Annotated in this window: 29 protein-coding genes; 12 read left to right on the forward strand and 17 right to left on the reverse strand. The window is 33.3% G+C overall.

From position 1 onward, the window contains the following. Window positions 1-4: 4 nt before the first annotated feature. The gene (locus BHY08_RS07240; protein ID WP_071457232.1) at window positions 5-502 is read right to left on the reverse strand and encodes a GNAT family N-acetyltransferase; all 498 of its coding nucleotides are present in this window, start codon (window positions 500-502) and stop codon (window positions 5-7) included. A gap of 338 nt (window positions 503-840) precedes the next feature. On the opposite strand from BHY08_RS07240, the gene BHY08_RS07245 reads away from it, so the two are divergent. Both BHY08_RS07245 and BHY08_RS07250 read left to right on the forward strand, forming a co-directional pair. Next, a complete protein-coding gene (locus BHY08_RS07245) occupies window positions 841-1,137 on the forward strand; it encodes a GNAT family N-acetyltransferase (protein ID WP_084657216.1) in 297 nt (98 codons plus the stop codon). A gap of 259 nt (window positions 1,138-1,396) precedes the next feature. Beyond that, a protein-coding gene (locus BHY08_RS07250) for an IS982 family transposase (RefSeq protein WP_157093648.1) occupies window positions 1,397-2,304 on the forward strand; the annotation gives its coding sequence in 2 pieces (ribosomal slippage) (window positions 1,397-2,045 and window positions 2,045-2,304; 909 coding nt in all). 149 nt (window positions 2,305-2,453) lie between these two features. On the opposite strand, the gene BHY08_RS07255 is transcribed toward BHY08_RS07250, so the two are convergent. Beyond that, a complete protein-coding gene (locus BHY08_RS07255; protein ID WP_071457233.1) occupies window positions 2,454-3,374 on the reverse strand; it encodes an RluA family pseudouridine synthase in 921 nt (306 codons plus the stop codon). A gap of 194 nt (window positions 3,375-3,568) precedes the next feature. On the opposite strand from BHY08_RS07255, the gene BHY08_RS07260 reads away from it, so the two are divergent. Beyond that, the gene (locus BHY08_RS07260) at window positions 3,569-4,594 is read left to right on the forward strand and encodes a lactonase family protein (protein ID WP_455344727.1); all 1,026 of its coding nucleotides are present in this window, start codon (window positions 3,569-3,571) and stop codon (window positions 4,592-4,594) included. 41 nt (window positions 4,595-4,635) lie between these two features. Here the strand turns inward: BHY08_RS07260 and BHY08_RS11010 are convergent, their stop codons facing one another. The 7 genes from BHY08_RS11010 to BHY08_RS07285 form a co-directional block, all read right to left on the reverse strand. Further along, the gene (locus BHY08_RS11010; RefSeq protein WP_157093649.1) at window positions 4,636-4,791 is read right to left on the reverse strand and encodes a hypothetical protein; all 156 of its coding nucleotides are present in this window, start codon (window positions 4,789-4,791) and stop codon (window positions 4,636-4,638) included. 350 nt (window positions 4,792-5,141) lie between these two features. Then, entirely contained in the window at window positions 5,142-5,342 is a 201-nt protein-coding gene (locus tag BHY08_RS07265) for a helix-turn-helix transcriptional regulator (RefSeq protein ID WP_071457234.1), read from the reverse strand. Between the two features lie 292 nt (window positions 5,343-5,634). Further along, window positions 5,635-6,012, reverse strand: a complete 378-nt coding sequence (locus BHY08_RS07270; protein WP_071457235.1) for an NAD(P)-dependent oxidoreductase — start codon at window positions 6,010-6,012, stop codon at window positions 5,635-5,637. Continuing rightward, the gene (locus BHY08_RS07275) at window positions 6,009-6,236 is read right to left on the reverse strand and encodes a Rossmann-fold NAD(P)-binding domain-containing protein (protein ID WP_157093650.1); all 228 of its coding nucleotides are present in this window, start codon (window positions 6,234-6,236) and stop codon (window positions 6,009-6,011) included. The genes BHY08_RS07270 and BHY08_RS07275 overlap by 4 nt, the downstream gene beginning before the upstream one ends. A 206-nt stretch (window positions 6,237-6,442) precedes the next feature. Further along, window positions 6,443-7,663, reverse strand: a complete 1,221-nt coding sequence (gene pepT, locus BHY08_RS07280; RefSeq protein ID WP_071457237.1) for a peptidase T — start codon at window positions 7,661-7,663, stop codon at window positions 6,443-6,445. Window positions 7,664-7,717: 54 nt separating this feature from the next. Beyond that, window positions 7,718-7,849, reverse strand: a complete 132-nt coding sequence (locus tag BHY08_RS10785) for an LPXTG cell wall anchor domain-containing protein (protein ID WP_084657218.1) — start codon at window positions 7,847-7,849, stop codon at window positions 7,718-7,720. Between the two features lie 151 nt (window positions 7,850-8,000). Next, window positions 8,001-9,650 (reverse strand): peptide ABC transporter substrate-binding protein, encoded by a 1,650-nt coding sequence (locus tag BHY08_RS07285; protein WP_071457238.1) that lies wholly within the window; start codon window positions 9,648-9,650, stop codon window positions 8,001-8,003. A 240-nt stretch (window positions 9,651-9,890) separates the two neighbouring features. Between BHY08_RS07285 and BHY08_RS07290 the strand changes: the two genes are divergently transcribed. From BHY08_RS07290 to BHY08_RS11125, 7 genes are all read left to right on the forward strand, one after another. Continuing rightward, the gene (locus tag BHY08_RS07290; protein ID WP_071457239.1) at window positions 9,891-11,348 is read left to right on the forward strand and encodes an ABC transporter substrate-binding protein/permease; all 1,458 of its coding nucleotides are present in this window, start codon (window positions 9,891-9,893) and stop codon (window positions 11,346-11,348) included. Beyond that, a complete protein-coding gene (locus BHY08_RS07295; RefSeq protein WP_071457240.1) occupies window positions 11,341-12,063 on the forward strand; it encodes an amino acid ABC transporter ATP-binding protein in 723 nt (240 codons plus the stop codon). Before BHY08_RS07290 ends, BHY08_RS07295 begins: the two co-directional genes overlap by 8 nt. Before the next feature lie 51 nt (window positions 12,064-12,114). Then, the gene (locus BHY08_RS07300; RefSeq protein ID WP_071457241.1) at window positions 12,115-13,263 is read left to right on the forward strand and encodes a pyridoxal phosphate-dependent aminotransferase; all 1,149 of its coding nucleotides are present in this window, start codon (window positions 12,115-12,117) and stop codon (window positions 13,261-13,263) included. A gap of 60 nt (window positions 13,264-13,323) precedes the next feature. After that, a complete protein-coding gene (locus BHY08_RS07305; RefSeq protein ID WP_071457242.1) occupies window positions 13,324-13,587 on the forward strand; it encodes a hypothetical protein in 264 nt (87 codons plus the stop codon). 123 nt (window positions 13,588-13,710) lie between these two features. Beyond that, a complete protein-coding gene (locus BHY08_RS07310) occupies window positions 13,711-14,589 on the forward strand; it encodes a cation diffusion facilitator family transporter (protein WP_071457243.1) in 879 nt (292 codons plus the stop codon). A 19-nt stretch (window positions 14,590-14,608) separates the two neighbouring features. Next, the gene (locus BHY08_RS07315) at window positions 14,609-15,745 is read left to right on the forward strand and encodes an NAD(P)/FAD-dependent oxidoreductase (protein ID WP_084657219.1); all 1,137 of its coding nucleotides are present in this window, start codon (window positions 14,609-14,611) and stop codon (window positions 15,743-15,745) included. A 3-nt stretch (window positions 15,746-15,748) separates the two neighbouring features. Further along, window positions 15,749-15,904: an SPJ_0845 family protein gene (locus BHY08_RS11125; protein WP_169817675.1), complete on the forward strand. Its 156-nt coding sequence runs from the start codon at window positions 15,749-15,751 to the stop codon at window positions 15,902-15,904. A gap of 28 nt (window positions 15,905-15,932) precedes the next feature. On the opposite strand, the gene BHY08_RS07320 is transcribed toward BHY08_RS11125, so the two are convergent. Then, window positions 15,933-16,214: a glycine cleavage system H family protein gene (locus BHY08_RS07320; protein WP_071457244.1), complete on the reverse strand. Its 282-nt coding sequence runs from the start codon at window positions 16,212-16,214 to the stop codon at window positions 15,933-15,935. A 16-nt stretch (window positions 16,215-16,230) separates the two neighbouring features. Beyond that, window positions 16,231-16,587 carry an arsenate reductase family protein gene (locus BHY08_RS07325; RefSeq protein WP_071457245.1) on the reverse strand — a complete coding sequence of 119 codons (357 nt, stop codon included), beginning with the start codon at window positions 16,585-16,587 and terminating at the stop codon, window positions 16,231-16,233. A 160-nt stretch (window positions 16,588-16,747) separates the two neighbouring features. Between BHY08_RS07325 and BHY08_RS07330 the strand changes: the two genes are divergently transcribed. Further along, window positions 16,748-17,410: a metal-dependent transcriptional regulator gene (locus BHY08_RS07330; RefSeq protein WP_071457246.1), complete on the forward strand. Its 663-nt coding sequence runs from the start codon at window positions 16,748-16,750 to the stop codon at window positions 17,408-17,410. Between the two features lie 27 nt (window positions 17,411-17,437). On the opposite strand, the gene BHY08_RS07335 is transcribed toward BHY08_RS07330, so the two are convergent. From BHY08_RS07335 to BHY08_RS07360, 6 genes are all read right to left on the reverse strand, one after another. Next, window positions 17,438-18,625, reverse strand: a complete 1,188-nt coding sequence (locus BHY08_RS07335; RefSeq protein WP_071457247.1) for an FtsW/RodA/SpoVE family cell cycle protein — start codon at window positions 18,623-18,625, stop codon at window positions 17,438-17,440. Between the two features lie 3 nt (window positions 18,626-18,628). After that, window positions 18,629-19,054, reverse strand: a complete 426-nt coding sequence (locus BHY08_RS07340; protein WP_071457248.1) for a lipopolysaccharide assembly protein LapA domain-containing protein — start codon at window positions 19,052-19,054, stop codon at window positions 18,629-18,631. Window positions 19,055-19,072: 18 nt separating this feature from the next. After that, window positions 19,073-19,873: an SDR family NAD(P)-dependent oxidoreductase gene (locus BHY08_RS07345; protein WP_071457249.1), complete on the reverse strand. Its 801-nt coding sequence runs from the start codon at window positions 19,871-19,873 to the stop codon at window positions 19,073-19,075. 11 nt (window positions 19,874-19,884) lie between these two features. After that, on the reverse strand, window positions 19,885-20,814 hold the full coding sequence (rnz, locus tag BHY08_RS07350) for a ribonuclease Z (protein ID WP_071457250.1): 930 nt from the start codon (window positions 20,812-20,814) through the stop codon (window positions 19,885-19,887). Between the two features lie 114 nt (window positions 20,815-20,928). Next, the gene (obgE, locus tag BHY08_RS07355) at window positions 20,929-22,245 is read right to left on the reverse strand and encodes a GTPase ObgE (RefSeq protein ID WP_071457251.1); all 1,317 of its coding nucleotides are present in this window, start codon (window positions 22,243-22,245) and stop codon (window positions 20,929-20,931) included. A gap of 103 nt (window positions 22,246-22,348) precedes the next feature. Continuing rightward, the gene (locus BHY08_RS07360) at window positions 22,349-23,095 is read right to left on the reverse strand and encodes a class I SAM-dependent methyltransferase (RefSeq protein WP_071457252.1); all 747 of its coding nucleotides are present in this window, start codon (window positions 23,093-23,095) and stop codon (window positions 22,349-22,351) included. Between the two features lie 199 nt (window positions 23,096-23,294). Here BHY08_RS07360 and BHY08_RS07365 point away from each other — a divergent pair, with 199 nt between their 5' ends. Next, a complete protein-coding gene (locus BHY08_RS07365; protein ID WP_071457253.1) occupies window positions 23,295-24,056 on the forward strand; it encodes a peptidylprolyl isomerase in 762 nt (253 codons plus the stop codon). Window positions 24,057-24,236 lie beyond the last annotated feature (180 nt).

A 24,236-nucleotide genomic window follows, 5' to 3' on the forward strand; every position in this document is an offset into this window, starting at 1 on the left:
TTTTTTAGATTTCTTTTTCTAAAATCGGACAAATACGATCTTGTTTTCCTAAAGGAAAATGTTTGATCCCGATTTTTTTAAATCCATGACGTTCATAAAAACGAATACCTGCATGATTTTTTTCATAAACAGTCAAACGTAAATAACGTTTTTGTTTCGTTTTAGCATAACAATTCGCTTCATCGAGTAACCGTTGCCCTAACCCTTTGTTTTGATAATCTTTGAGCAGATAGATCCGTTGAATCTCTATAGCATCTTTTTCATCATTGACTTTCATATAACCAATGAGTATTTGATGATCCTTAATACCAATAAATTTACTGGTTGGCTGTTCCAATTCTACTGCCAATATTTCAATTGTCAATTGTGTCTGTAAATATACTTGCATATCAAGTGGATCTGCACCATCGATAAACGATTCATAAAAACTGATAACACTTACAACTTGTAAAGCATCTAGATCATCACAATCTAAATACGCTAGTGTGATTTGATTGTTCATCTAATTCCTCCTTTTGACATAGTATACTATAAATCTAGTTTCTTTCAGAACTCATAAGGAATTGCTCTTATACTAAAAAAATGGACTATTTTTATTCAGTCCGTACAATGAAAATATATGATTAATTAATATCATTTCCTAGTTTTAGATAATTGAATCCTCTCCTATTTTTTATTAAACTTGTTTTAGGAAAAAGGGGCTACAATGATTACAAAATTAAACAGTTTTTCAGACAGGGATTTAGAACAATTGGCACAGATTTGGTTGAATAGCAATTTACAAACACATTCATTTATTCCCGCTCAGTATTGGAAAAATCAATTTGTGAACATTAAAAAATGTCGCCTGAAGCAAATATTTTTGTGTATAGGAATAATAAAACAATTATCGGTTTTTTAGGCGAATTAGATGGTTACATAGCTGGATTATTTGTTGACATAAACTACAGAAACCAAGGTGTTGGTAGCCGATTAATTAATTACCTAAAACAAATAAACGACAAATTAACACTTTCAGTCTATGTAGATAATATTAATACCGTTAATTTTTATGAGAATAAAGATTTTATCATAGAAAGTGTAGGTATGGATACTGAGACTGATTCAAAAGAGTATCATATGATTTGGGAAAAATAAAAGGTAAAGACTTTTTTTATAAAAGCTTTGCTTTTTATTTTGCAATAAATAATGCTAATGTAAGTGACAGAATAATTAGTACCAGTATCACTAAGACACTTTTGATGCCATAAGCAATAGTTAGACTTATCAAAATAATAAGTGGCAAACCCGTGGTGCTAGTTAATTTTTTTCTAGAGGAAAATGTCTAAACATGTTGGTAAATCAACAAAAAAAGGCATATAGTAGTCTCAAAACTCCCAATAAATGAGGACTACATATGCGTTCATCAAAATATACTGAACATTATACAGATACTTTTATAACATTCAAGGAAATTATGAGAACTGTTTCTAACATATACCACAATTGTGTACCAGATAAGATTAAAAACCGAAGAAATACTGATCAACTGAAGCAACGCGATACAGTGATTATTGCTTGTATTATATGGGGCATAATTAATGCCTACATTAGCCAAAGAGCCATGTATAGAGTGGGTTGTTCCGTCTTACTTCCTAATGGTGACTTTCCTAGTAGGAGTCGATTCACTCGCTTAAATTCAAACTTAGCTTACACCATCAAGATTATTCGATACTTTTTCATCAAGAAGCTCACCAAAGGTGAACTAGTCGGAATTATAGATAGTTTTCCTAATCCACTATGTAAACCAGTTAGAAATAGACAAGCAAAACTATTGAATCAAATAGCCAAAGTTGGCTATAACTCAACAAAAAAATCTTATTTTCATGGTCTTAAAATTCATATGATCGTTACTAAGACTGGCTTTCCGATTACTTACTCAATCACGAATCCAGGTGTCTATGACGTGAAAGTGTTAGAGACTTTATCGGAAGAAGCGAATCTTCCCAATATCCTAGGGGACAAAGGATATATTAGCCATAAAATCCATGAAAAGCTTGCCCTTAAGGCATTACTATATCCGTTCCGCCACGTAAAAACATGGATAAATCAGAAAAATTAGACCACAGCTTACTTGGAAAACAAAGAAAAACAGTTGAGACTGTTTTTTCTTCCTTAGAAAAATTAGGTTGTCAAAATTTCAACTCACGTTTTGTTAAAGGGCTAGAGAGTAGATTTGAAAGCATATTACTGGATTACAGTGTTCTATTAAGTCGAGCACAACGACGTTTCGAAGGAACTTTGAGATATTCTTTAGGATATTAAAATTAACTAACACCACGGGTAGTCAATGGTATAAAAGGAGTTTCGAGTTGGGAAGAAGTTAAGAAAAATGACTTACCAACTATAGACAAAAGGTCTTTTAGTGAATCTAAAAAAGAGCTAGAAAAATTAATTTTCTAACTCCTACTTTTCTATTTCGAGGCTTGTGTTTTCTTTATAAATGAGCGAGGAACTTTTGATTTGAACACCATTTTTTTACCAGTTGTTGGATGTGTAAACACTAGTGTCGTAGCATGTAACCCTAATCGTTTTAGCGGATTACTCGTTGCACCATATTTTTTATCCCCAACAATTGGATGTCCGATACTTTCCATATGAACTCTGATTTGGTTTTTTCTACCAGTATCAAGAGAAACCTCTAATAGGCTGTAGTCATTATTTTTACGTGTTACTTTATAATGACTCACTGCTTTTTTACCACCATTGTCATGTGGATTTGAATAGACTTTAAAGGTTTTACTTTCAGTCAACCATGATGTAATGGTACCTTTATCTTTTGTTACTTCCCCTTCTACCAAAGCTGTATAGAGACGCTCTTGTACTGAATCTTTCCACGTTTCTTGTAACTTATGCTTCACTGACTCTTTCTTAGCAAATAGCATCACACCCGATGTATCTTTGTCCAATCTATGAACGATATAAATACGATTTTTCGGATGGTCACGTTTCACATATCCCATTAATTGATTGTGAGCAGTCGGTTCGTTTCCTTTATCTGTCGCAACTGATAACAATCCCGCTTCTTTATCAATGACAATAATATCATCATCTTCATATACAACACTCAAACCAACCAACGCTTTTTCTTTCATCAATGACTCATTGCTTTGAATACTCACAACATCTCCACTGACTAGTTTATCATTGTGTTTTGTTGTTGGTTTGCCATTCACTGCTACTTGCCCTCTTGTTAAGATTGATTTTACTGAGTTACGACTTTTATTAATATTAATTAATAAAAATGGTAACAACTCAGCGTCCTCAGTAACAGTAAATTTGGTCTGTTGAAATCCATTTGATTTTGTTGGTTTTTTTGATTTATTTTTTTTCATTATCTACCTTACTCTTTCCTTGTTCCATCATAGTCTTCATTGAACATCTTACTATATAATGTAACAAAGAAACAAGTTAAAAATATGTCTTAAACTTGTGTCTTTAGTACATAAACCACTAACATCTGTTTCAAAGTTAAGAATAAAACATTCTATGTTATAATATATTTATCAACTTGAAAGGAATGTGTAGTGTGGAAAAATTTTTATTAGGATCATATACTAGAAGAATAAGTGAAGGAATCTATGACATCACTTTGGATACAAAAAAGAAAGAACTTGTTCAATTAACTCACTTAATCAGTGAAGACAACCCAACTTATCTGGATGTATCAGATAATGATATTCTTTATGCTGTAGCAAAAGAAGGTGATTTGGGTGGCGTTGCTAGCTATAAACAAAATGATAATGGGACTTACACTTTATTAAACCGTGTCATGCTTGAGGGAGCTCCACCTTGTTATGTCGCTGTTGATAATAAACGTCAAGTTGTTTATGGTGCTAATTATCACCAAGGAATTTTGTACTCTTATAAAATTTCAGAAGATGGCTCTTTAACATTGGCTGACAAAATCCAAGATAATGGACATGGACCTCATGAAAATCAAGATGGGCCTCACGTTCATTACGCTGACTTGACACCTGATAACCGCTTAGTGGTTTGCGACTTAGGAAATGATACGGTTTATACTTATGATGTAGACAATGAGGGTAAATTAACTGAAGTAGCAAAGTTTATCGTATCTCCTGGAACTGGACCTCGTCACCTTGTCTTTCACCCAACTAAACCTATTGCTTATCTTTTCGGTGAGTTATCAAGCGATGTTCTAGTATTAGATTATGATGCTAGCACTGGTAGTTTTAAAGAATTACAAACTATTTCAACTTTACCAGAGACACATACTGGCTTTAATGGTGGAGCTGCTATTCGTATTTCTAAAGACGGTAAGTTTTTATATGCGTCAAATAGAGGGCATAATTCATTAGTTGTTTATGGTATATCTGAAGATGGCAAAGCTCTAAATACCTTACAATGGATTTCGGTTGAAGGTGATTTTCCTCGTGATTTTAATCTATCAAAAACTGATGATTTCATCGTAGTTGCTAATCAAAACTCTGATAATCTAACACTTTTTGAAAGAAACAACGACACTGGATTATTAACTCTCTTACAAAAAGATGTTTTTGCTCCAGAAGTCGTTTGTGTTAAAAACTATTAATAAAAACGTGAGGCCATTTTTTAAATGTTCTCACGTTTTCTTTATTCTTTAACTAGTTTTAGTTTTCCCTTACCTACTACATACATCGAACCACCAAACATCGTACTCGTTACTACCCATACACCAATATTAAACCATTTCAACTCGATTGGCTCATGTAAAATAAGCGGAAATAGAAATTCCATCAACCCAAACATAAAAATCCCCCAATTAATACCCGCTATTATTGCTCCTCGTTTAATCTTTTTTAATTCTTTTTGATATGTTTCATCATCAAAAACTTCTGTTTTAACAACATCATATTTTTAATAGAATATAATATGAATTAAATTGCTGAATGAGAAATAAAAAAATAGTTCCTAATGAAATAATATGATGCCAAGCATCCTAGATAAAACTAATCATCATGGACATAGTTAATAATATAAATGTAATCATATTAGCATCTGCTAATACTTTATAGATCATTTTTTATTGGTATTCATCTCTGTCGTCAATAAGTCCTACAAAATGTTTTAATAATTTTTGTTCTGTTTGTTTCATTTTTTTACTCATCATTTTCCATATTCCAAAACAATGTATTTAAATCTGTTTCAAGTTCTCTTGCTATCTTTATACATAAATCTAGCGATGGATTGTAGGTGGTATTTCCAATTAAATTAATTGTTTGTCTTGCAACACCGACTCGTTTTGCTAGTTCAGCTTGCGACCAACTTTTTTGTTTACGATATTCTTTTATTCGGTTCATGATTCCCTCTCTTAAAAAGACATATATATATGACTAAATTTACTACAACGTTTCCTTCTCTATTTGTCAATTATATATGACATTCATACCAATTTATTACAAAAAACCACTTATTTTCATAAGTGGGTTCTACTATATTTATTTAGTAACCTAACTCTAAATCAACCCTATTTTTTAATGGTTCTTGATGAGTAAAATGAGATAAATTGTCCATCAAAACGTTAAACGCTCTTTCATTATATTTATCAGTAGCACCTGAAATATGCGGGGTGATTAATACATTCTCTAAACATCACAATTCACTGTCCTTAGAGAGTGGTTCTTCTTCAAAAACATCCAGAGCGGCAAACCCAATTTTTTCAGATTTGATATGCTTAATCAAGGCTCTAGTGTCTACAGAGCTACCTCGTCCTATATTTATAAAGATAACCCCGTTTGTCATATTCGAAAATGAACCATCATTAAAAAAATGATAAGTCTCTGGCGTTCCTGGCATTAGATTTATCATAATGTCTACTGTACGAAGAATCTCCTTACCTTCTTCAAATGAATATGTTTGAGTAAATCCCTCTACTACTCTACCACTTCGATTTATGCCAAATACATCGCAATCAAAGACTTGTAACGTTTTGGCTATTTGTCTTGCGATATTCTCTGTACCAAATATCATGACTTTTTTCCAACTAAGTCTGTTCCTTTTTCTGTTATACCCCATTCACGTTTTTCTTGATTTAAAATAGATTGACGTATATTTCGTGTATAACTAAATAACATTCCCAACACACTTTCAGTCATTTGACGACCATGTATGCCACTAGTTGTGGTAACAGTAATGCTATTACGCTCTAATTTATCCAAAGGTAAGTAATTAACACCCGCTGACAAAGTTTGCACCCATTTCAACTAACGAAACTGGTCAATGTCTGGTAAATATTTCGATCAACCATACATAATTGTTATGTCTTCAGTGTTTTATTGGGTTAGTTCATTAAGTTTAATGATTTCTATATTAGGAAATGTATTTTTTAAATCATTTTCTTGCTCAATAGTTAAATCTACACAATCTAATAACTTCTCCGCCATGTCTATTCTCCCTATTTTTATTTACTCAATCTGATAATTTCAATCAACGTTTTAGCAACTGTCTGCATTGACTCTAACGTAATAAATTCGTACTGACCATGAAAGTTTTCCCCACCTGTAAAAATATTAGGGGTTGGTATTCCCATAAACGATATCTTAGAGCCATCTGTTCCACCTCTAAATGGAGTAATAATTGGAGTGATAGCCAGATTTTTCATTGCTTCAATTGCCACATCAACACTTGTCATATCCTGTTCAATGATATCTTTCATATTAAAATACTGATCAATCATATTTACAGACAATCTTGGTCTATCAAGCGTTTTATTCATTTCATCTACTAATCTTGTCATATAATTTTTTCGCTCATTAAAACGCGTTGTATCATGGTCGCGTATAATATAAGTCATTGTTGCAAAGTCGATGCTTCCTTCTAAATCGTGCAACAAGTAAAATCCTTCGTAACCTCGTGTTTTTTCCGGTACATCTAGTTGTGGTAAATGAGCGTCAAACGCCATCGCTACTTTTAAGGCGTTAACCATCATGCCATAAGCCGTCCCTGGATGGACACTTGTCCCATCTATTGTGATAGTCGCCTGAGCTGCATTAAATGTTTCATACTCAAAATGACCAATACGGCCACTATCTATTGTATAAGCATAATCTACGGGGAAAAAGGATGGATCAAAGTGATCTGCTCCAGTCCCTATTTCTTCATCAGGGCCAAATGCTACATAAATATCTCCATGTTCAATCTCAGGATGATCAATGAAATAATCTAACATCTCTAATATCTCGACAATACCAGCCTTATCATCTGCTCCAAGTAATGTTGTGCCATCTGTTGTAATCAACGTTTCGCCAATATAATCTGTTAAGTTAGGAAATTCTCTGATTTTCATCACGATGTTTTTTTCCGAATTTAGTACAACATCTTTTCCATCATAGTGTTCAAAAATTTGTGGGTTGATGTTTTCAGCATTGTAGTCTGCTGTATCTAAATGTGCAATAAATCCTACTGCTTTTGTTTTATTAGTACTATTTCCTGATAACTTAGCTGTTAAAAACCCATTCTTTTCATTATAATGACAATTTTCCAATCCCATTTTTTCTATCTCTTCTTTTAATATCATAGCAAATTCAACTTGCGTTTGAGTTGTGGGGATTGTTTGACTTGTGGCATCTGAGCGAGTATTTAGTTTTGCATACGCAATAAAGCGTTCTAGTAGTTTTGACATGTTATCTCTCCTATTCTTTATAGCAAAAAAACACCTAAGAAGGTGCTTCTTGTTTTATTGTTCATCTTGTTCTTCATCATCATTAGATTTTTTCTTCTTAAAAAATAAAAAGGCTACAACGACAATAAGTGCAATGCCAATATATGGTAACCAATTCATAATAACTTCTCCTGTTTGAGGTAACATACAAACACGCCTCCTTTTATATAATCTACATTTTTCTTTCTATTGAATTATAGCAAATATTATTCTTATTTAACATATTCTTCAATAATATTTTATACGGTAACAAAATAGAAAACACCGAAGAATAATTCTTCGATGTTAAATTGTTTACCTATTCAACTGACATACATTTATAATCATAAGGTGCTCCTGCAGTATGACGAACATATCCTTTGATTTTAGGATTGATAAGATGTCCTTCTACTACTTGATACAGTGGAATAATAGCATAATCCTCACCTAGTAATACTTTTTCAGCATCTAAATAATTTTGCCATCTTGCTTCTAAATTTGTAGCATTCGTTGTTCTAGCTTCTTCAATCAGTTTGTCATATTTAGAATTTGAATATTTCCCTTTATTGTAACTATTCCCTGTAACAAATAAGTCTAAGAATGAACTAACATCATTGTAATCAGCTCCCCATCCAGTTACTACCATATCAAAATCACCCGCTGTCGTACGATCAAGACGAATAGGTTTTGTCACAACAGCCACTTCAGTTTCAATCCCTAAGACATCTTTATATGCTCCTTGAATATATTCGGCAATTTTTTTGGTTGAATCGTTATCATCTGTCAAGATTTCAAAGTTAAGTGTGTCAATATTCAACTCTTTTTTAGCTTTTTCAAAATACTCTTTCGCTTTTTTTTCATTAAATTCCTTGTATTCCCCTGACTCTTCAACAAAATCTTTCCCTGTTTCCGGATTTGATGCCAATCCTTTAGGAACAATACCTTTAACAGACTGAGAACCATCCCCTAAAACATTGTTAACAATAGCTTCTCCGTCTACTGCATACGATAAAGCTTTACGTAAATTAACATTTTCAAAGTGTTTATTTTTTCTTTCTTGATTCATTTCTAAGTAAATCGTTCTTCCGTCTGGCACCCCAACAAAATCAGTATCTTCACGATATTGTTGAGCTAATTCACCACTAATAGTAACATCATCTAGTTGATTATCTTCATATAAATTGAGTGCTGTTGAGGCTTCTTTTACAACTTGAGCATCGATTTTTTCCATTTTCACATTGTCTTTATCCCAATAATTAGGATTTTTTTCATAAGACCACTCCACATCTGAACCTGGTCCATCAAAGTTAGTTAAGACAAATGGTCCATTATAAATTGTTTTATCACTTGAATTACCATAGTCTTTCCCATATTCTTCCACTGCTTTTTTATTTAATGGATAAAATGTTGGAAAAGCTAATAAATAATCAAAATAAGGTGTCGCATTAGCTAATGTAATGTTTAATTCATAATCATTCACTGCTTCTATACCCAATTCTGTTGGTTGTTTTTTACCTTCTATAATTTCTGAGCCATTTTTTACATTTTCAAAAAGGTAAGCATACTCTGCACCGGTACTAGGATCTATCACTCGCTGCCATGCATAAACATAATCATCTGCTACAACAGGATCCCCATTACTCCACTTTGCATCTTCTCTTAGTTTAATTGTGTATTCTAATCCATCTTCACTGACGGTTGCTAATTCTTTTGCTCCAGCAGCGGTAGGTTTGTTTGTTTCATCCAATCTATAAATACCTTCATTAATTTGATTTATCACACCAAAACTAACTAAATCCGTAGCATTACCCGGATCAATTGAAGCTACCTCTTGTGGAATAGCTAATCTAGCAACCTGCTCAATCTTTCCGTTAGATGATTCTTGTTTTTTCGTATTATTTCCTCCGCAAGATGCTAATAACCAAACTGCACTAACTAGTGCTAATCCTACTTTTATTCTTTTACTCATTCTACTCCTCCTCTTATAACTAATGAAATTTATTCTATCTGTTTTATTAGAAAAAATCAATTGTTTTATCATTTTTTTCTAATCTTATTATTTTAAATTCATAATGGTTTAAAAGGAATGTATAAAAAAAACGAAAATACTGAATAAACATCATTTTTATACATTTATTCAAAAAAACTTGCATATTAATTATAAGACGTATATAATTAGACCCAAGATCAAAAAGAAAGGAGTATTTTAATGAAACAATTCATAAATAAAAAACTATCGCTATTATTTGTTTTCTTTATAAGTTTTACAGCTTTTCTATTTCCTCTTCATTCATTAGCCGAGGAAGATGCCATTTTAAAAGGAATAAAGGATAAAGGGGTGCTAACAGTTGGCCTATCTGCTGATTACGCTCCGTATGAATTTCATGCTACAGTTGATGGTAAAGATAAAGTTGTCGGAACAGATATTTTGATTGCTCAAAAAATTGCTGATGATATGGGGGTTAAATTAAAAGTAGAGGAATATGGATTTGACGCTTTAATTGGGGCTCTTAAAACTGGCAAAATTGATTTAATTATCTCTGGTATGTCTCCTTCTCCTGAACGTTTGAAGGAAGTTGATTTTTCTGATCCATACATGACTGTTCAACAAAAAGTTGTCATTAGAAAAGAAGATCAAGATAAATTTAAAACCGTTGATGACTTTAATGGAATCAAAGTTGGGGCTCAAGTTCAATCCATGCAGGAGGAATTAGCCAACAATGACTTAAAAGCTAATACCGTTTCTTTACAACAAGTGCCTGATATTATTCTACAACTTCAACAAAAGAAAATTGATGCGGCTGTAATCGAAGAACCTGTTGCTGAAGCTTACTTAACACAAGATGACTCTTTAATGTTTGCTGACATTAAACTAGATAATGCTGACAAAGGAACAGCCGTTGCACTACAAAAAAATGCTCCTGGTTTTCTTAATCTAGTGAATACGTCTATCAAAGAAATTAATGATAAAGATTTAATGAAAGACTATAAACAAAAAGTCATTCCTTATATGTTCCAAGATGAGTCTTTTATGAAAAAATACGCTCCCTACTACATTAAAGGGACAGGTTATACAATTTTCTTAGCATTTGTTGGCGTGTTATGTGGTAGTGTATTAGGAACGCTACTTGCATTAATGAAACGCTCTAAAAATAAATTATTTAAATGGATTTCAGTCATCTACATCGAATACGTTCGTGGAACTCCCTTACTGGTTCAAATTTTCTTAGTTTTCTTTGGATTAAATGTGTTAGGAATTAATTTAAGTGCACTCGCTTCAAGTTGCGTGGCACTATCTCTAAATAGTGGCGCTTACGTGGCTGAAATCATTCGTGCTGGGTTAAACGCCGTTGATAAAGGACAAGCTGAGGCGGCACGATCTCTAGGAATGAGTCAGAAAAAGGCGATGCGATACATTATCATGCCTCAAGCGATTAAAAATATTTTACCTGCTTTAGGTAACGAGTTTGTGACAGTTATTAAAGAATCCTCTGTCGTATCAGTGATTGGGGTATCTGAATTGATGTTCCAAGCAGGTGTGGTACGTGGTGCAAGTTTCAAACCATTCTTACCGATTTTAATTGCATCATTGATTTATTTTGTATTAACCTTTACCTTATCTCGTGCATTAGGTGTAGCTGAAAGGAGAATTGGTGCCAATGATTAAAATACATGATTTAAAAAAATCCTTTGGTGATAATGATGTCCTAAAAGGAATTAATTTAGATATAAAAGCCGGCGAAGTGGTTGTGGTGATTGGTCCTTCTGGTAGCGGAAAAAGTACGTTTCTACGTTGTTTAAACTTACTTGAAACACCGACAAGTGGTGTGATTGAATTTGAGGGAACCAACCTACTTGATCCAAAAATAGACATCAATCAACTACGTCAAAAAATGGGTATGGTGTTCCAAAACTTTAACCTCTTCCCACATAAAACAGTGTTAGAAAATTTGACTATTAGCCCAGTAAAAGTTAAAAACGAGTCACAAGAAACAGCAGAAAAAGAAGGACTTGCTTTACTTGAACGTGTTGGACTAAAAGATAAAGCCAATCAATACCCAAAAAGTTTATCTGGAGGTCAACAACAACGTGTCGCGATTGCGCGTGCCCTAGCGATGCATCCAGATGTCATGTTGTTTGATGAACCAACAAGTGCGCTAGATCCTGAGATGGTTGGTGAAGTTTTAGCGGTTATGAATGCCTTAGCTAAAGAAGGGATGACGATGGTCGTCGTGACTCACGAGATGGGATTTGCCAGGGAAGTAGCAGATCGAGTGATTTTTATGGATAAAGGTGTGATTCAAGAAGAAGGCACACCTGAAGACATCTTTTTACACCCAAAAAATGACAGAACACAAGACTTTTTAGAAAAAGTACTATAAAATGAAGTCAAAGGTTAAGCCTTTGACTTTTTATTATTAAGGGGGATATCAATGAATAAAAACATGCTAAATACTTATTATCAACTACCTAATGAAAGCTTATTAATGGAGTTTACAGACTTAGCGAGTAAAACACCAAACTTACTTAATCTTTCTATAGGAGACCCAGATATTACAACACCTAAAGAAATAATCGATGCCGCATTTAAAGATGTGGCAAATGGACACACGCACTATACCGCCTCTGATGGTAGCGATGATTTTCTAACAAGTGTGGTAAATTTTTACCAAACACAATATGGTTTAACATTTGAAAAAAATCAAGTACGCGCTACTGTAGGTGCCTTACAAGGAATGTATTTAACTCTTCAAGTTCTACTAAACGAAGGTGATGAAGTGATTATACATGAACCATATTTTTCTCCTTATAAAACACAAGTCATTGAAGCTGGTGGTATACCAGTTATTATTCCCACTTATGAAAAAGATGGGTTCCAAATTGATCCAACTATTTTAAAAGACGCTATCACACCAAAAACAAAAGCAATTATTATCAATTCGCCAAATAATCCAACAGGTGCTGTCTTTTCAAAAGAAACACTAACGAAAATAGCGGAACTTGCAACAAAACATAATTTATTTATCTTATCAGATGAAGTATATGAAGCATTCACGTTTGGTGAAGAATTTACACCAATAGCATCTCTTGCTCCTGAGAACACCATAACATTTAGTAGTTTTTCAAAAACTTTTGCTATGACTGGTTGGAGAATAGGCTATATGATTGCGCCCAAATACATTAATGATGCCTGTCATTTGTTATCTGAAGATGTGACTTACTCTGCCCCTACCCCTTCTCAACGTGCTGGTATTTATGCACTTGATAACTATCAAGCTGTATCAAAAGATGTCGTAGAATTATTTAAAACTAGACTAGAATACATCGAAAAACGTGTGAAAGACATTCCTTTTATGACTTTGCATTCACTTAAAGGAAGTATTTATGCCTTTATCAACATTAGTCAAACAGGATTAAATTCTGTTGATTTTGCTAAAAAATTACTAACAGAACAACAAGTTTTAGTTATTCCAGGTCAAGCATTTGGAGAAAGTGGAACAAACTTTATCAGACTGGCCGCAACACAAGATATCCCCGTTTTAAAAGAAGCCTTTGATCGCACTGAAAAACTAACATTTTAGTTTTCTATTATTTTATCAATCAAACTTTTTATGATACACTACGCTAAAGGAGAGATGATTATGGTAAAAAAACATTCACTAATTGATTTGAAAAATAGTATTCTTTCATCACATATGTATATCTCAGAAGGTAAAATAATTATCATTTATAATAACTCTGAACGCTTTGTTTATGACGACATGGAATTTTTTGAACTTGTTTATAGTGGTAATGATTTGTATCTCAATTTCTCAAGAAAAGGCACCGATGAACGGTACGATGATCATATCAATTTAACCACTGTTCACAATATCAATGGTGTTTTAATTAATCCCGCTGGTTAAGTCCCAATAAGTTTTGGGGCTTTTTATTTTATTTTTTAGGGCGCCTTAATATTTTTTTCCATCTTTTCTAAATGATAGGTTGTCTGATATACTTGCCTTCGTATCATTTAAGGAGTGAGTTTATTGACAAAAAGGATAAATGAAATCAAACAAGCTGAAAAAGGAGCAATCATCTCGATATTTGCCTATATCTTCCTAGCTATTATTAAACTGGCTGCAGGGTATTATGGACAATCACAAGCTCTATCTGCTGACGGGTTAAATAACTTTACTGATATGATCGCTTCAATTGCAGTATTAATTGGATTAAAGTTATCAAGAAAGCCTGCTGACAACGAACACCGATATGGACACTGGAAAGCCGAAAATGTCGCGTCTTTATTAACGTCACTAATTATGTTTGCTGTTGGGGTTCAAGTTGTGATGGACGGTGTTCACTCGGTTATTGACAAGCAAATGGAACAACCTAGTCAACTGGCTGCTTACGTTGGATTATTTTCAGCTGTAATTATGTATGGAGTGTATCTTATCAATAAAAAAATTGCTCAAAAAAATAATAGCCAAGCACTTCATGCGGTTGCCAAAGATAATTTGAGTGACATGCTTACAAGTATTGGTACATCTGTCGCTGTCTTTGCCGCATCATTTAAACTAGGATGGCTTGATACACTAACAGCAATTATTATTGGCTGCATTATTTTGAAAACAGCTTTTGAAATTTTTAAGGAAAGTACATTTTATTTATCCGATGGCTTTGATAAAGATTTGTTAGCTTTATATAAAGATGATATCCTTAAAATGGATGGAATCATGGATGTCGTGAGTATCCGTGCAAGAAGTTTAGGGGCTAATGTCTTTTTAGATGTTGTTGTATCAATGAACCCAAACTTAACGGTAGAAAAAAGTCACCATCTAGTGGATAATCTAGAGAGTGACTTAAAAGAAAAATATGAGATTTTTGATATTGATGTCCATGTCGAACCATTCTATCCAAGTAAATAAGTGATAAGGATTTGATACTATGTCAATAAAACGCAAAATCGGAATTATAGGTGGCGGAATCGTTGGGTCGACTGCTGCCTTTTATCTTTCTAACGATCCAGAAGTTGAGTTGCTATTGTTTGATGATGGCAAAGGACAAGCAAGTAGTGCGGCTGCAGGTATTATTTCCCCTTGGCTATCTCAAAGAAGAAACAAAGAATGGTATTTTTTAGCTCGAGAAGGGGCTAAATTTTACTCTGACTATATGAGTGATTTAGCTAAATATCTAGATACAAAAAAAATCTACAAAAAAACAGGTACTTTACTTTATAAAAAGACACCAAAATTATTGGATAAATTGGAAAAAATTGCTTATGATAGACGCAAAGAAGCCCCTGAAATTGGCGAGATTGAAAGATTATCTGGTAAAGATATTCAAGAGCAATTCCCTTTTGTCACATCTGATGAGGATGCTCTCTTTATTACAGGTGGTGCAAAAATTGACGGAGAAAATTTAGTTAAAAACATACATCATTTATTAAAGGAAAAGAAGCAGTTAAAACAAACGCGTGTTACTAATCTATCTATTTCTGATGATAAATGGGTTATCACAACAGATGAAGACTCTGTTGTGGTGGATGATGTGATTATTGCCGCTGGGGCGTGGTTACCTCGTTTACTCGAATCATTAAACCTATCAGTTGATATTAGACCTCAAAAAGGACAATTAATCGAAATCCAAACAGATATAGAAACAACTGATTTACCAGTTATCATGCCTGTTGGGGAATCAGATATCATTCCTTTTTACAATGGAAAAATATTAGTCGGTGCCACACATGAAAATGATGAAGGCTTTGACTTAACACCAGAAAATAAGTTACTCAACCAATTAAAAGAAATAGCGACTCAAACAGTTGGTCAACTAGCTGATTATGGCATTGATAGTTACCGTGTAGGAACACGTGCTTATACTTCTGATTTCCTACCATTTTTTGGTGAAGTTGAAAACCTAAGTAATTTACTAGTAGCAAGTGGGCTTGGTTCATCTGGGTTGACAACTGGGCCAATTATTGGTAAAACAATGGTAGATTGGTTATACAATAAAAAGACGTTATTTGAGTCTTACAAACATCAACCTAATCATTACATTCAACCAAAGATGAAGGGAGAATAACAGATGGGATTAACATTTAAGAAAAAAGATTCTTTAGAAAAAATGTTTGAAGAATTTGCCATTGAACCAAAAGAAGATAAAAAAAATACACCTGAAGTAAAGAAAGAAACAACAACTGTCAATTTTTCAGTTAATCAAAAAACAGAAGATAAAAAATAAAAAATCCACAACACTCGTTGCGGATTTTTTATTTTACAATATATAACCAAGCATCTTTTTCATCTAATAGCTTGGGATTTTTTTCTGCTGCTTCATTGATTGACACAACCACTCCAGAAACAGGAGAGTCATACTCAACAACTGCTTTTTCAGCTTCAAGTTCCACAACTGGTTCACCTGCTATTACTTCTTTTCCAACTTTTGGTAACATCGCAAATGTGATACTTCCTAAATCATCTTGAGCAGTCGATGTTAAGCCAACTTTTTTACCTTCTGATACTTCTTTCACCCATAATGTTTCTTCTGACATACCAACACATCCTTTATTATTTTAACAATAACTCTTCATATTCTGATTCTTTAAATCCTAATAACACTTTATCGCCTAATTCTAAAATAGGACGCTTAATCAACATGCCATCAGCAGTTAAATGTGTTGCAGCCTCTTCTTTAGAAAAATCATTTACCATATCTTTTAAGTGTTGTTCTCTATATCTTACTCCACTCGTATTAAAAAAACGGCGAATTGGGTAATCATTTGTTTCCATCCAAGAAACAAGCTGTTCTTTTGTAGGTGGTGTTTCAATCATGTCGATTAATTTATAATCAATCTGGTGCTCGTCTAACCAAGCAATGGCTTTTTTACATGTAGAACATTTTGGGTACCAATAAAATGTAGTCATTTTCTCACCTTCACTTCCCTTATTTTGTACGTATCTAGTATAGCATATCAATTATTAAAAAAAAGGGGACAAATTTCCTTTTTACTGATATATTTTCAGTTTTTATGATAAAATAAATGAGTTAATATATTTTAGCAATTAATTAGTAGGAGGGACAATTATGTCAAGATCTTCCAATAAAGAAGACTATTTAAAAGCGATTTATGAGAACAATGGCATTGACGAATTTGTTTCAAATAAAACACTCTCCCAACATCTTCATGTATCCCCTGCGTCTGTTAGCGAAATGGTTGAAAAGCTACAAAAAGATGGATTGATTGAGTATAAACCGTATACTGGAGCAAAATTGACTCTTGAAGGATTAAATCAAACGATTATTATCATTAGAAACCATCGAATTATCGAAACCTTTTTATACGATAAATTAGGATATTCTTTATACGATTTGCATCACCTATCTGAAGAACTAGAACATGTTAAAGACTCCGTATTCTTTAATAGATTATATGATTATTTAGGAAATCCAACCAACTGTCCCCATGGTGGTATCATACCAACACAAGACAACTACAGAGAACAAGCAATTATTCCCTTGACCCAATTTAGTATTGGCGACACTCCTATTATTGGCCGAGTTATGGACGATGTGTCAGTCTTAACTTATCTTGACAGCATTAATCTATCAATTGGTGACACTATCACTATAATAGATATTGATGAATTTAATGAACTAATTATATTTAAGATTAATAAGGATAATTCTCAACACCATATTAGCCATAAACAGGCTAGTATTATTTTTTCAACAAACGAAACATCTTAAAACATAAGCAGCGACTATAGAATATAACTATAATCGCTGCCTTTTAATTTTTATCGATGTATAATGATATGTCATATTCATCACCAAGCCAACAGCTATCATATTACTTAACAAAGCTGATCCACCTTGACTAATAAATGGAAGCGGAATTCCCGTAAGTGGTAATAAACCGATATTTGCCCCAATATTTTCAAAAACATGGAATACAATCATCATCACAACACCTGCTGTAATATATGAGAAAAAAACATTTTTTGTTTCAAAACAAGTTTTAATCATACGATATACTAACAATAAGTACATCAAGATAACAAATACACTTCCAATAAATCCAAAATTTTCTGCAACTACTGAAAAAATCATGTCTGATGATCTCACTGGAACATAGATATCTGTCACATTAAATCCTTTACCAAAAAAACCACCTGTTGCAATGGCTAATAAGGCCTGTACTTGCTGATAAGATTGGTTATTCGGATCAAAGAAAGGATCAATCCAGGCATCTATTCTAGCAAATTGGTAAGCTTTGAATCCTAATTTATATAAAAATTCTCTACCGCTATCTGTTGTGACTAAATATATCAATATCAATCCTAAAAATAGCGCAAGTGTTACCACAGCTAAAATTATTTTCCACGAAATACCAGATACTAAAAACACGCCACCTAGTATCGCTAAAAAGACCAGCATCGTACCAAAATCATTTTGTAGATTTAACAAAATAGCAATAGGTAACGTTACTAAAAGCATTTTTCCTACTAGTAATCCATCTGTTTTTATATCTCGTACTTGATACATTTGATTATGACCTGTCACAATATAAGACAACATCAAAATATATAAAATCTTAACCAACTCAGCTGGTTGAAATGTTACTGACCCAAAACGAAACCAATTTTTAGATCCGGTTTCTAACGCAAGTGGGACATCATAAACAAATAATAATAACATCATTAAAATCAAACCTAAGATATAAGCATATGGCGTTAGTTTCCATATAATTTCTGGTTTAATGATCATTGTTACATACAATGAAGCTCCTCCAATGGCATACCAGAGTACTTGCTGTAACATTTTTTTTAAAACATCTGTTGAAGAGTACTCACCACTGATTGCCACATACATTGACATCAATCCGATAATACTTAGAAAGAAAACTGGTAATAGAATCCGATAATTAATCTGATGAAACTCCCTTTTTTCCGTTCGTAACATAAACTAATCCTTCATCGTTTCTGTTAACTCATTTGTTTGTGTACTTGAGTTGGGATCAGCTGGGGTACTCATCATTTGATTAACTAGTCTATGACGTAAATCTGATAATTCTAACTGGCTTTCTTTATATTTTTCCTCTAACGTTGATAAATATTCTGAACTGGTGTCATCAAGTGGACTAGCTTTTAAATCTTCAAGTTTTTTATTTAGCTCTTTAACCGTTCTATTTTTCTTCCAAATAGTCCCCATTGTCCCAATTAATGTAATAATCGCACCAATGATAACAGATGATATAATAATTAAAACAAGTGGTACACGTTGCTTGGTAAATATAAAATTAATCGTTATTGGTTGAGCATTTATTACAGCAAACAACACGACTACAAATAGTAATAACAAAATAACAATCGTCTTCGTTGTGTTTTTCATTTTATTTTCTTCAACCCCTTACTTTTTATTAAACAATCCACCTGCTAAAAAATCCCCTAACCTTGGAAATAGTGTATAACCAATGCTACCTACTTCCATAATCCAAGGTGTGTTGATTTCTCTTTTGGATTTTCCAAAGTTATCAACTACTTTTTTCGCAAGTTTTTCTGGTTCTGTGACAAAGCCTGATACTTGTTTCAAATACTCACCTGTTGGATCTGCTGTATCGAAAAAGGCTGTTCTCATTGGTCCTGGATTGACTGTTAAAACATGAATCCCAAATGGTTTTAATTCTAAACGTAATGCATTTGAAAAGCCAAGCACGGCAAACTTCGTAGCAGCATAGACACTCGATTTTGGTGTCGCTATTTTTCCAGCTTGAGACGCAATATTGATCACATGCCCTTTTTTGTTTTCAATCATTCTTAAAGCAATTTTTTGTGTTAGAGTCATAAGTCCTAACACATTAACTGAAAACATTAACTCAATGTCTTCTTGTTTTGTATCAATAAACGGCTTAAAGATTCCAACTCCAGCATTATTAACAAGGACATCAATAACTATCTCTTCTTTATCAAGATAGCTCACTAAGTTTTCAACACTTGTATAATCACTAATATCAAGCTGTTTTATCATAACAGTTCCACGAGTCATAGATTGCGCAGTCCTTGCGACTTTTTGCAACTTGTCTACATTTCTAGCACAAAGTATTAGTGACGCATTTTTTTTAGCTGCTTCATAAGCGATTGCTTCACCCAATCCACTAGAAGCACCAGTAATTAAAACCAGTTTATTTTTTAAAGTTTTTACTGACAAAATATCTCCTCCTTTTATTTTACCAAAGGAATATCAAATACATCAAAATCTTTAACTATGGTTGAATTTTTAAAAACAGTTTGTGCTTCAGTTTGTAATTCTAAAGCTTGTCTTCCTAAATACCGGGCACTGATATGAGTTAAAAATAACTGTTTAGCATTTGCTTTTTTCGCTACAGTTGCTGCCTGTAAACTCGTTGAATGATAATAATTACGGGCAAGTTTACCTTCTGATGCACTAAATGTGCTTTCATGCACCAAAACATCTGCTCCTTCAGCTAATGTATAACAATTCGGATGCGTTCTTGTATCACCAAGAATCGTCACAACTCGGCCCTTAATATCTGGTCCTAAGTAGTCTTTTCCATCAATAGTACGACCATCTTCTAAAGTAACGATTTCACCATCTTTAATTTTTTTATAAATTGGACCTGGCATGACGTTTTCGTCACGTAATTTCTGAACGTTTAATTCCCCTGGATAATCTTTTTCAACAACACGATACCCAAAGCACTCAATTCGATGGTCCAAATAATCACAATACACACTAAATGTCTTGTCATCAAAAATAAGTCCTTCTTTTTCAATTTCGATAAATTTAATCGGGTATTTTAAATGTGTGTCAGATATCTTCAGACTCAACTCAATATAGTCTTTGATTCCTTTAGGACCATATATTTCAAGTTTATCTGTTCCACCTTGAAATGACCGACTGCTGATTAAACCAGGTAATCCCAATATATGATCACCATGTAAATGTGTCACAAATATTTTAGCAATTTTTCGAGGTCGAATGGTTGTATTTAAAATCTGTTGCTGCGTGCCTTCTCCACAATCAAATAACCATACTTCGTTTCTTTCATCTAATAACTTTAAAGCAATGCTTGTCACATTACGTTGTTTGGCAGGTACACCTGCACCTGTTCCTAAAAATTGTAGTTCCATTTTTCCCCTGCTTTTCTTTCATTCTTTTTTACTACCAACTATTGTATCAATTTTTAAAGAGTATCGCACCTTTAAAACAAAAAAATGAGAAAGAATATCTCTTTCTCACTTCTTTTAGTCAACAAATTCAAATACAAAGTCTTTGATGCGAACTAAATCGCCATCTTTTGCTCCCATAGTTCGAAGTGTTTCATCAACACCCATGCCACGTAGCTGACGAGCAAACTTCATGGTACTTTCTTCTCTATCAAAGTTTGTCATAACAAATAGTTTTTCTAATTTATCACCTGATAAGACCCAAGTTGCGTCATCTTCACGAGAGACAGTAAACTCTGGTTCATCTTCTTTGAATGTATAGTTAACCACATCTTCCTCTTCTTCATCTTCAAAGTAAAGAGGAAATTCTGGCGTTACTTCTAATAAATCTGCTGTAGCATTTAGTAACGGTGCCACACCTTGTTGCGTCACACCTGATATTGGGAATATTTTAATATCATCTTCCCATTCATCTGTTTTTAACTCAGCTAATTTTTTCTTAAATTCAACCAAATTTTCTTCTGCTTCTGGCATATCCATTTTATTAGCAACAATAAGTTGCGGTCTTTCCATTAAACGTAAATCATAAGATTCCAACTCTTTATTAATCAATAAATAGTCTTCAAATGGATCTCGCCCTTCCATTCCACTCATATCTACCACATGTAAAATTACGCGAGTTCTTTCAATATGACGTAAAAATTGGGTTCCTAAACCAACACCCTCTGAAGCCCCTTCGATCAGTCCTGGTAAATCTGCCATAACAAAACTACGCCCATCACTTGTTGTGACCATCCCTAAGTTTGGGACAATCGTTGTAAAATGATATGCACCGATTTTTGGTCTAGCTTTTGATACGATAGATAATAGCGTTGATTTTCCAACTGAAGGAAATCCTACTAACCCTACATCTGCTAAAACTTTTAATTCTAATTCTAGTTTTCTTTCTTGACCTGGTTCACCATTTTCAGATATTTCAGGTGCTGGATTTCTTGGTGTTGCAAAACGAATGTTTCCACGTCCACCACGTCCACCTTTAGCCACTAAAAGTGTTTGCCCTTTAACTAACAAATCACCTAAAACTTGACCTGTTTCAACATCTCTTACGACTGTACCTGGGGGAACGCTGACATATGTATCTTCAGCCCCTCTACCATGCATGCCTTTACTCATACCATGCTCACCAGGAGTTGCCTTAAAATGTCGATTGTATCTAAAATCCATTAACGTACGTAGACCTTCATCTACTTGAAATATAATACTTCCACCACGACCACCATCTCCACCAGCTGGTCCACCGTCTGGAACATATTTTTCTCGTCTAAATGCCACCATACCGTCTCCACCATTACCGGCTTTTACGTCAATCGTTACTTGATCTAAAAACATGGACATCTTAGTCCACCTCTTTTCTTTAAAAAATCTCTTTTCTATTGTATCTGTTCGTTTTTTATTTGTCTACCACGTTTCATACTTTCATAATAAAACATGTTAAAAATCATTCATCTTGTTTTTCCAATATCGCAGTCACAATACCCGGAACGCCTCGATTGTATCCATCATCATATTTAATTAATTTAAATCCTAATGACTGTATCAACCACTCAAATTCTTTTAAACCATACCAATATAAAGTAAAATGGGAATACTCTGTTTCAACTACTTTACCTTCATTTATTAATTCATACTTGTCAATAGAGGTTGTTTGTTGACTAATCCAGTCGATGGATTCATCGTAATGAGTATATATAATAGTCTCAGTATTAGATAAATCAATTTTAGATTGTGTGATTTTTCCTTTTTTAAAATCATTCGGGACAATTAAATCTAAAATCACTTTCCCCTTACAACTTAAGCAGTGATAAAATCCCTTTAAAACTTTTTCTATTCTATCTTTTTCTAATAAGCAAAAACTTCCAGTCGGCATAATAATCGCTTCATATTCTTGATTTAATGATAAGTCAAACAAATCTTGTTGATAAACAAATGTTGACACAGAATATGCCTCCATATTTTTTTTGCATTGTGATAACATGTCTTCCGACACATCAACGCCTTCAACATTTAGTCCTTTTTCTAATAATGGAATAAGAACCCGGCCTGTTCCAACACCAGCTTCCAGAATACTTCCCTTCACATCTTGTAAAAAATCGTAATAATAGTCAATATCACCATCCAAGGATTGACCGACTGCTTTTGTTTTCTGATACATCATTGTGCTAAGAGGACCATACTCTTTAAACATATCTAACGCCTCCTATATATTTGTTAACAAGTATTAGTATATCATTGAATGTATATTGATACGACTTTTCATCATGTTTTCATTATCATTCTTAAAAACTTACCATTTAAACCACCTTTTCTATTTGGAAAGTTATTTAAAGTCTGTTACTATTATAAAGACTTTACAAATCAAACTATTATATGGAGGCTTTTTTATAATGAAGAAACAACAATTGTTATTAGCGTCAACAACTCTTCTTTTATCATTGGCTTTGTTTTCAGCTTGTGGTAATAACGATTCAGCAAAAAAAGACACTGCAACAAGTAAAACAGAACAATCAACAGCTGCTTCAAGTACAGCAACTTCAGAATCCGTAGATATTAATTCTTTAGAGCTACCACAATTATCAACAGAAGTAGCAAAAGACGAAGACTTAGTTGAAATGGTGACAACTGAAGGATCAATTAAAATTAAATTGTTCCCTAAAATTGCACCAAAAGCAGTTGAAAACTTTATGACACACGCTAAAGATGGATACTATAATGGACTTATTTTTCATCGTGTAATAAATGATTTCATGATTCAAGGTGGAGATCCTGAGGGAAATGGTACTGGCGGTTCAAGTATTTGGGATAAACCATTTGAAGATGAATTTTCAAATCAATTGTATAACTTAAGAGGTGCTCTATCTATGGCAAACTCTGGTGCAAATACAAATGGCAGTCAATTCTTCATCGTTCAAAATAGCGATGATATGTCTGATGGATTGTTAGCTGAAGATGTGCCTGCAAAAATCATCGATGCTTATAAAAAAGGCGGCGCACCTCACCTAGATGGAAAGCATACTGTATTCGGCCAAGTTATAGAGGGTATGGACGTTGTAGATAAAATTGCAAAATCCGAAACAGGAGAAAATGATAAACCGAAAAAAGATATCAAAATCGAAAAAATCAATATCTTACAAGAAGCAACTGAATAATAAACAAAACTTTCTACTAAGCTGATGTGAGTCAGATTAGTAGGAAGTTTTTTATGTTTTATTTAAAAAGTAACTATCAGACAAAATTGCTAATATAGACCATAAAATCATTAATACAATATTTTTATTCATGCGAGTATTTCTTTTTAATTAAATAACTATCAACAGAGATATATTACA

It is taken from the genome of Vagococcus teuberi (assembly GCF_001870205.1).
GTDB lineage: Bacteria > Bacillota > Bacilli > Lactobacillales > Vagococcaceae > Vagococcus > Vagococcus teuberi.

Coding starts and splice junctions, on each gene's coding strand:
- BHY08_RS07365 (WP_071457253.1), top strand. CDS start 23,295: ATGAAGAAACAACAATTGTTATTAGCGTCAACAACTCTTCTTTTATCA.
- pepT (WP_071457237.1), bottom strand. CDS start 7,663: ATGTCAAAACTACTAGAACGCTTTATTGCGTATGCAAAACTAAATACT.
- BHY08_RS07325 (WP_071457245.1), bottom strand. CDS start 16,587: ATGACTACATTTTATTGGTACCCAAAATGTTCTACATGTAAAAAAGCC.
- BHY08_RS07240 (WP_071457232.1), bottom strand. CDS start 502: ATGAACAATCAAATCACACTAGCGTATTTAGATTGTGATGATCTAGAT.
- BHY08_RS07320 (WP_071457244.1), bottom strand. CDS start 16,214: ATGTCAGAAGAAACATTATGGGTGAAAGAAGTATCAGAAGGTAAAAAA.
- BHY08_RS07290 (WP_071457239.1), top strand. CDS start 9,891: ATGAAACAATTCATAAATAAAAAACTATCGCTATTATTTGTTTTCTTT.
- BHY08_RS07245 (WP_084657216.1), top strand. CDS start 841: ATGTCGCCTGAAGCAAATATTTTTGTGTATAGGAATAATAAAACAATT.
- BHY08_RS07270 (WP_071457235.1), bottom strand. CDS start 6,012: ATGATATTTGGTACAGAGAATATCGCAAGACAAATAGCCAAAACGTTA.
- obgE (WP_071457251.1), bottom strand. CDS start 22,245: ATGTCCATGTTTTTAGATCAAGTAACGATTGACGTAAAAGCCGGTAAT.
- BHY08_RS07305 (WP_071457242.1), top strand. CDS start 13,324: ATGGTAAAAAAACATTCACTAATTGATTTGAAAAATAGTATTCTTTCA.
- BHY08_RS10785 (WP_084657218.1), bottom strand. CDS start 7,849: ATGTTACCTCAAACAGGAGAAGTTATTATGAATTGGTTACCATATATT.
- BHY08_RS07360 (WP_071457252.1), bottom strand. CDS start 23,095: ATGTTTAAAGAGTATGGTCCTCTTAGCACAATGATGTATCAGAAAACA.
- BHY08_RS07315 (WP_084657219.1), top strand. CDS start 14,609: ATGTCAATAAAACGCAAAATCGGAATTATAGGTGGCGGAATCGTTGGG.
- BHY08_RS11125 (WP_169817675.1), top strand. CDS start 15,749: ATGGGATTAACATTTAAGAAAAAAGATTCTTTAGAAAAAATGTTTGAA.
- BHY08_RS07330 (WP_071457246.1), top strand. CDS start 16,748: ATGTCAAGATCTTCCAATAAAGAAGACTATTTAAAAGCGATTTATGAG.
- BHY08_RS07340 (WP_071457248.1), bottom strand. CDS start 19,054: ATGAAAAACACAACGAAGACGATTGTTATTTTGTTATTACTATTTGTA.
- BHY08_RS07255 (WP_071457233.1), bottom strand. CDS start 3,374: ATGAAAAAAAATAAATCAAAAAAACCAACAAAATCAAATGGATTTCAA.
- BHY08_RS07295 (WP_071457240.1), top strand. CDS start 11,341: ATGATTAAAATACATGATTTAAAAAAATCCTTTGGTGATAATGATGTC.
- BHY08_RS11010 (WP_157093649.1), bottom strand. CDS start 4,791: ATGTTTGGGTTGATGGAATTTCTATTTCCGCTTATTTTACATGAGCCA.
- rnz (WP_071457250.1), bottom strand. CDS start 20,814: ATGGAACTACAATTTTTAGGAACAGGTGCAGGTGTACCTGCCAAACAA.
- BHY08_RS07265 (WP_071457234.1), bottom strand. CDS start 5,342: ATGAACCGAATAAAAGAATATCGTAAACAAAAAAGTTGGTCGCAAGCT.
- BHY08_RS07285 (WP_071457238.1), bottom strand. CDS start 9,650: ATGAGTAAAAGAATAAAAGTAGGATTAGCACTAGTTAGTGCAGTTTGG.
- BHY08_RS07300 (WP_071457241.1), top strand. CDS start 12,115: ATGAATAAAAACATGCTAAATACTTATTATCAACTACCTAATGAAAGC.
- BHY08_RS07335 (WP_071457247.1), bottom strand. CDS start 18,625: ATGTTACGAACGGAAAAAAGGGAGTTTCATCAGATTAATTATCGGATT.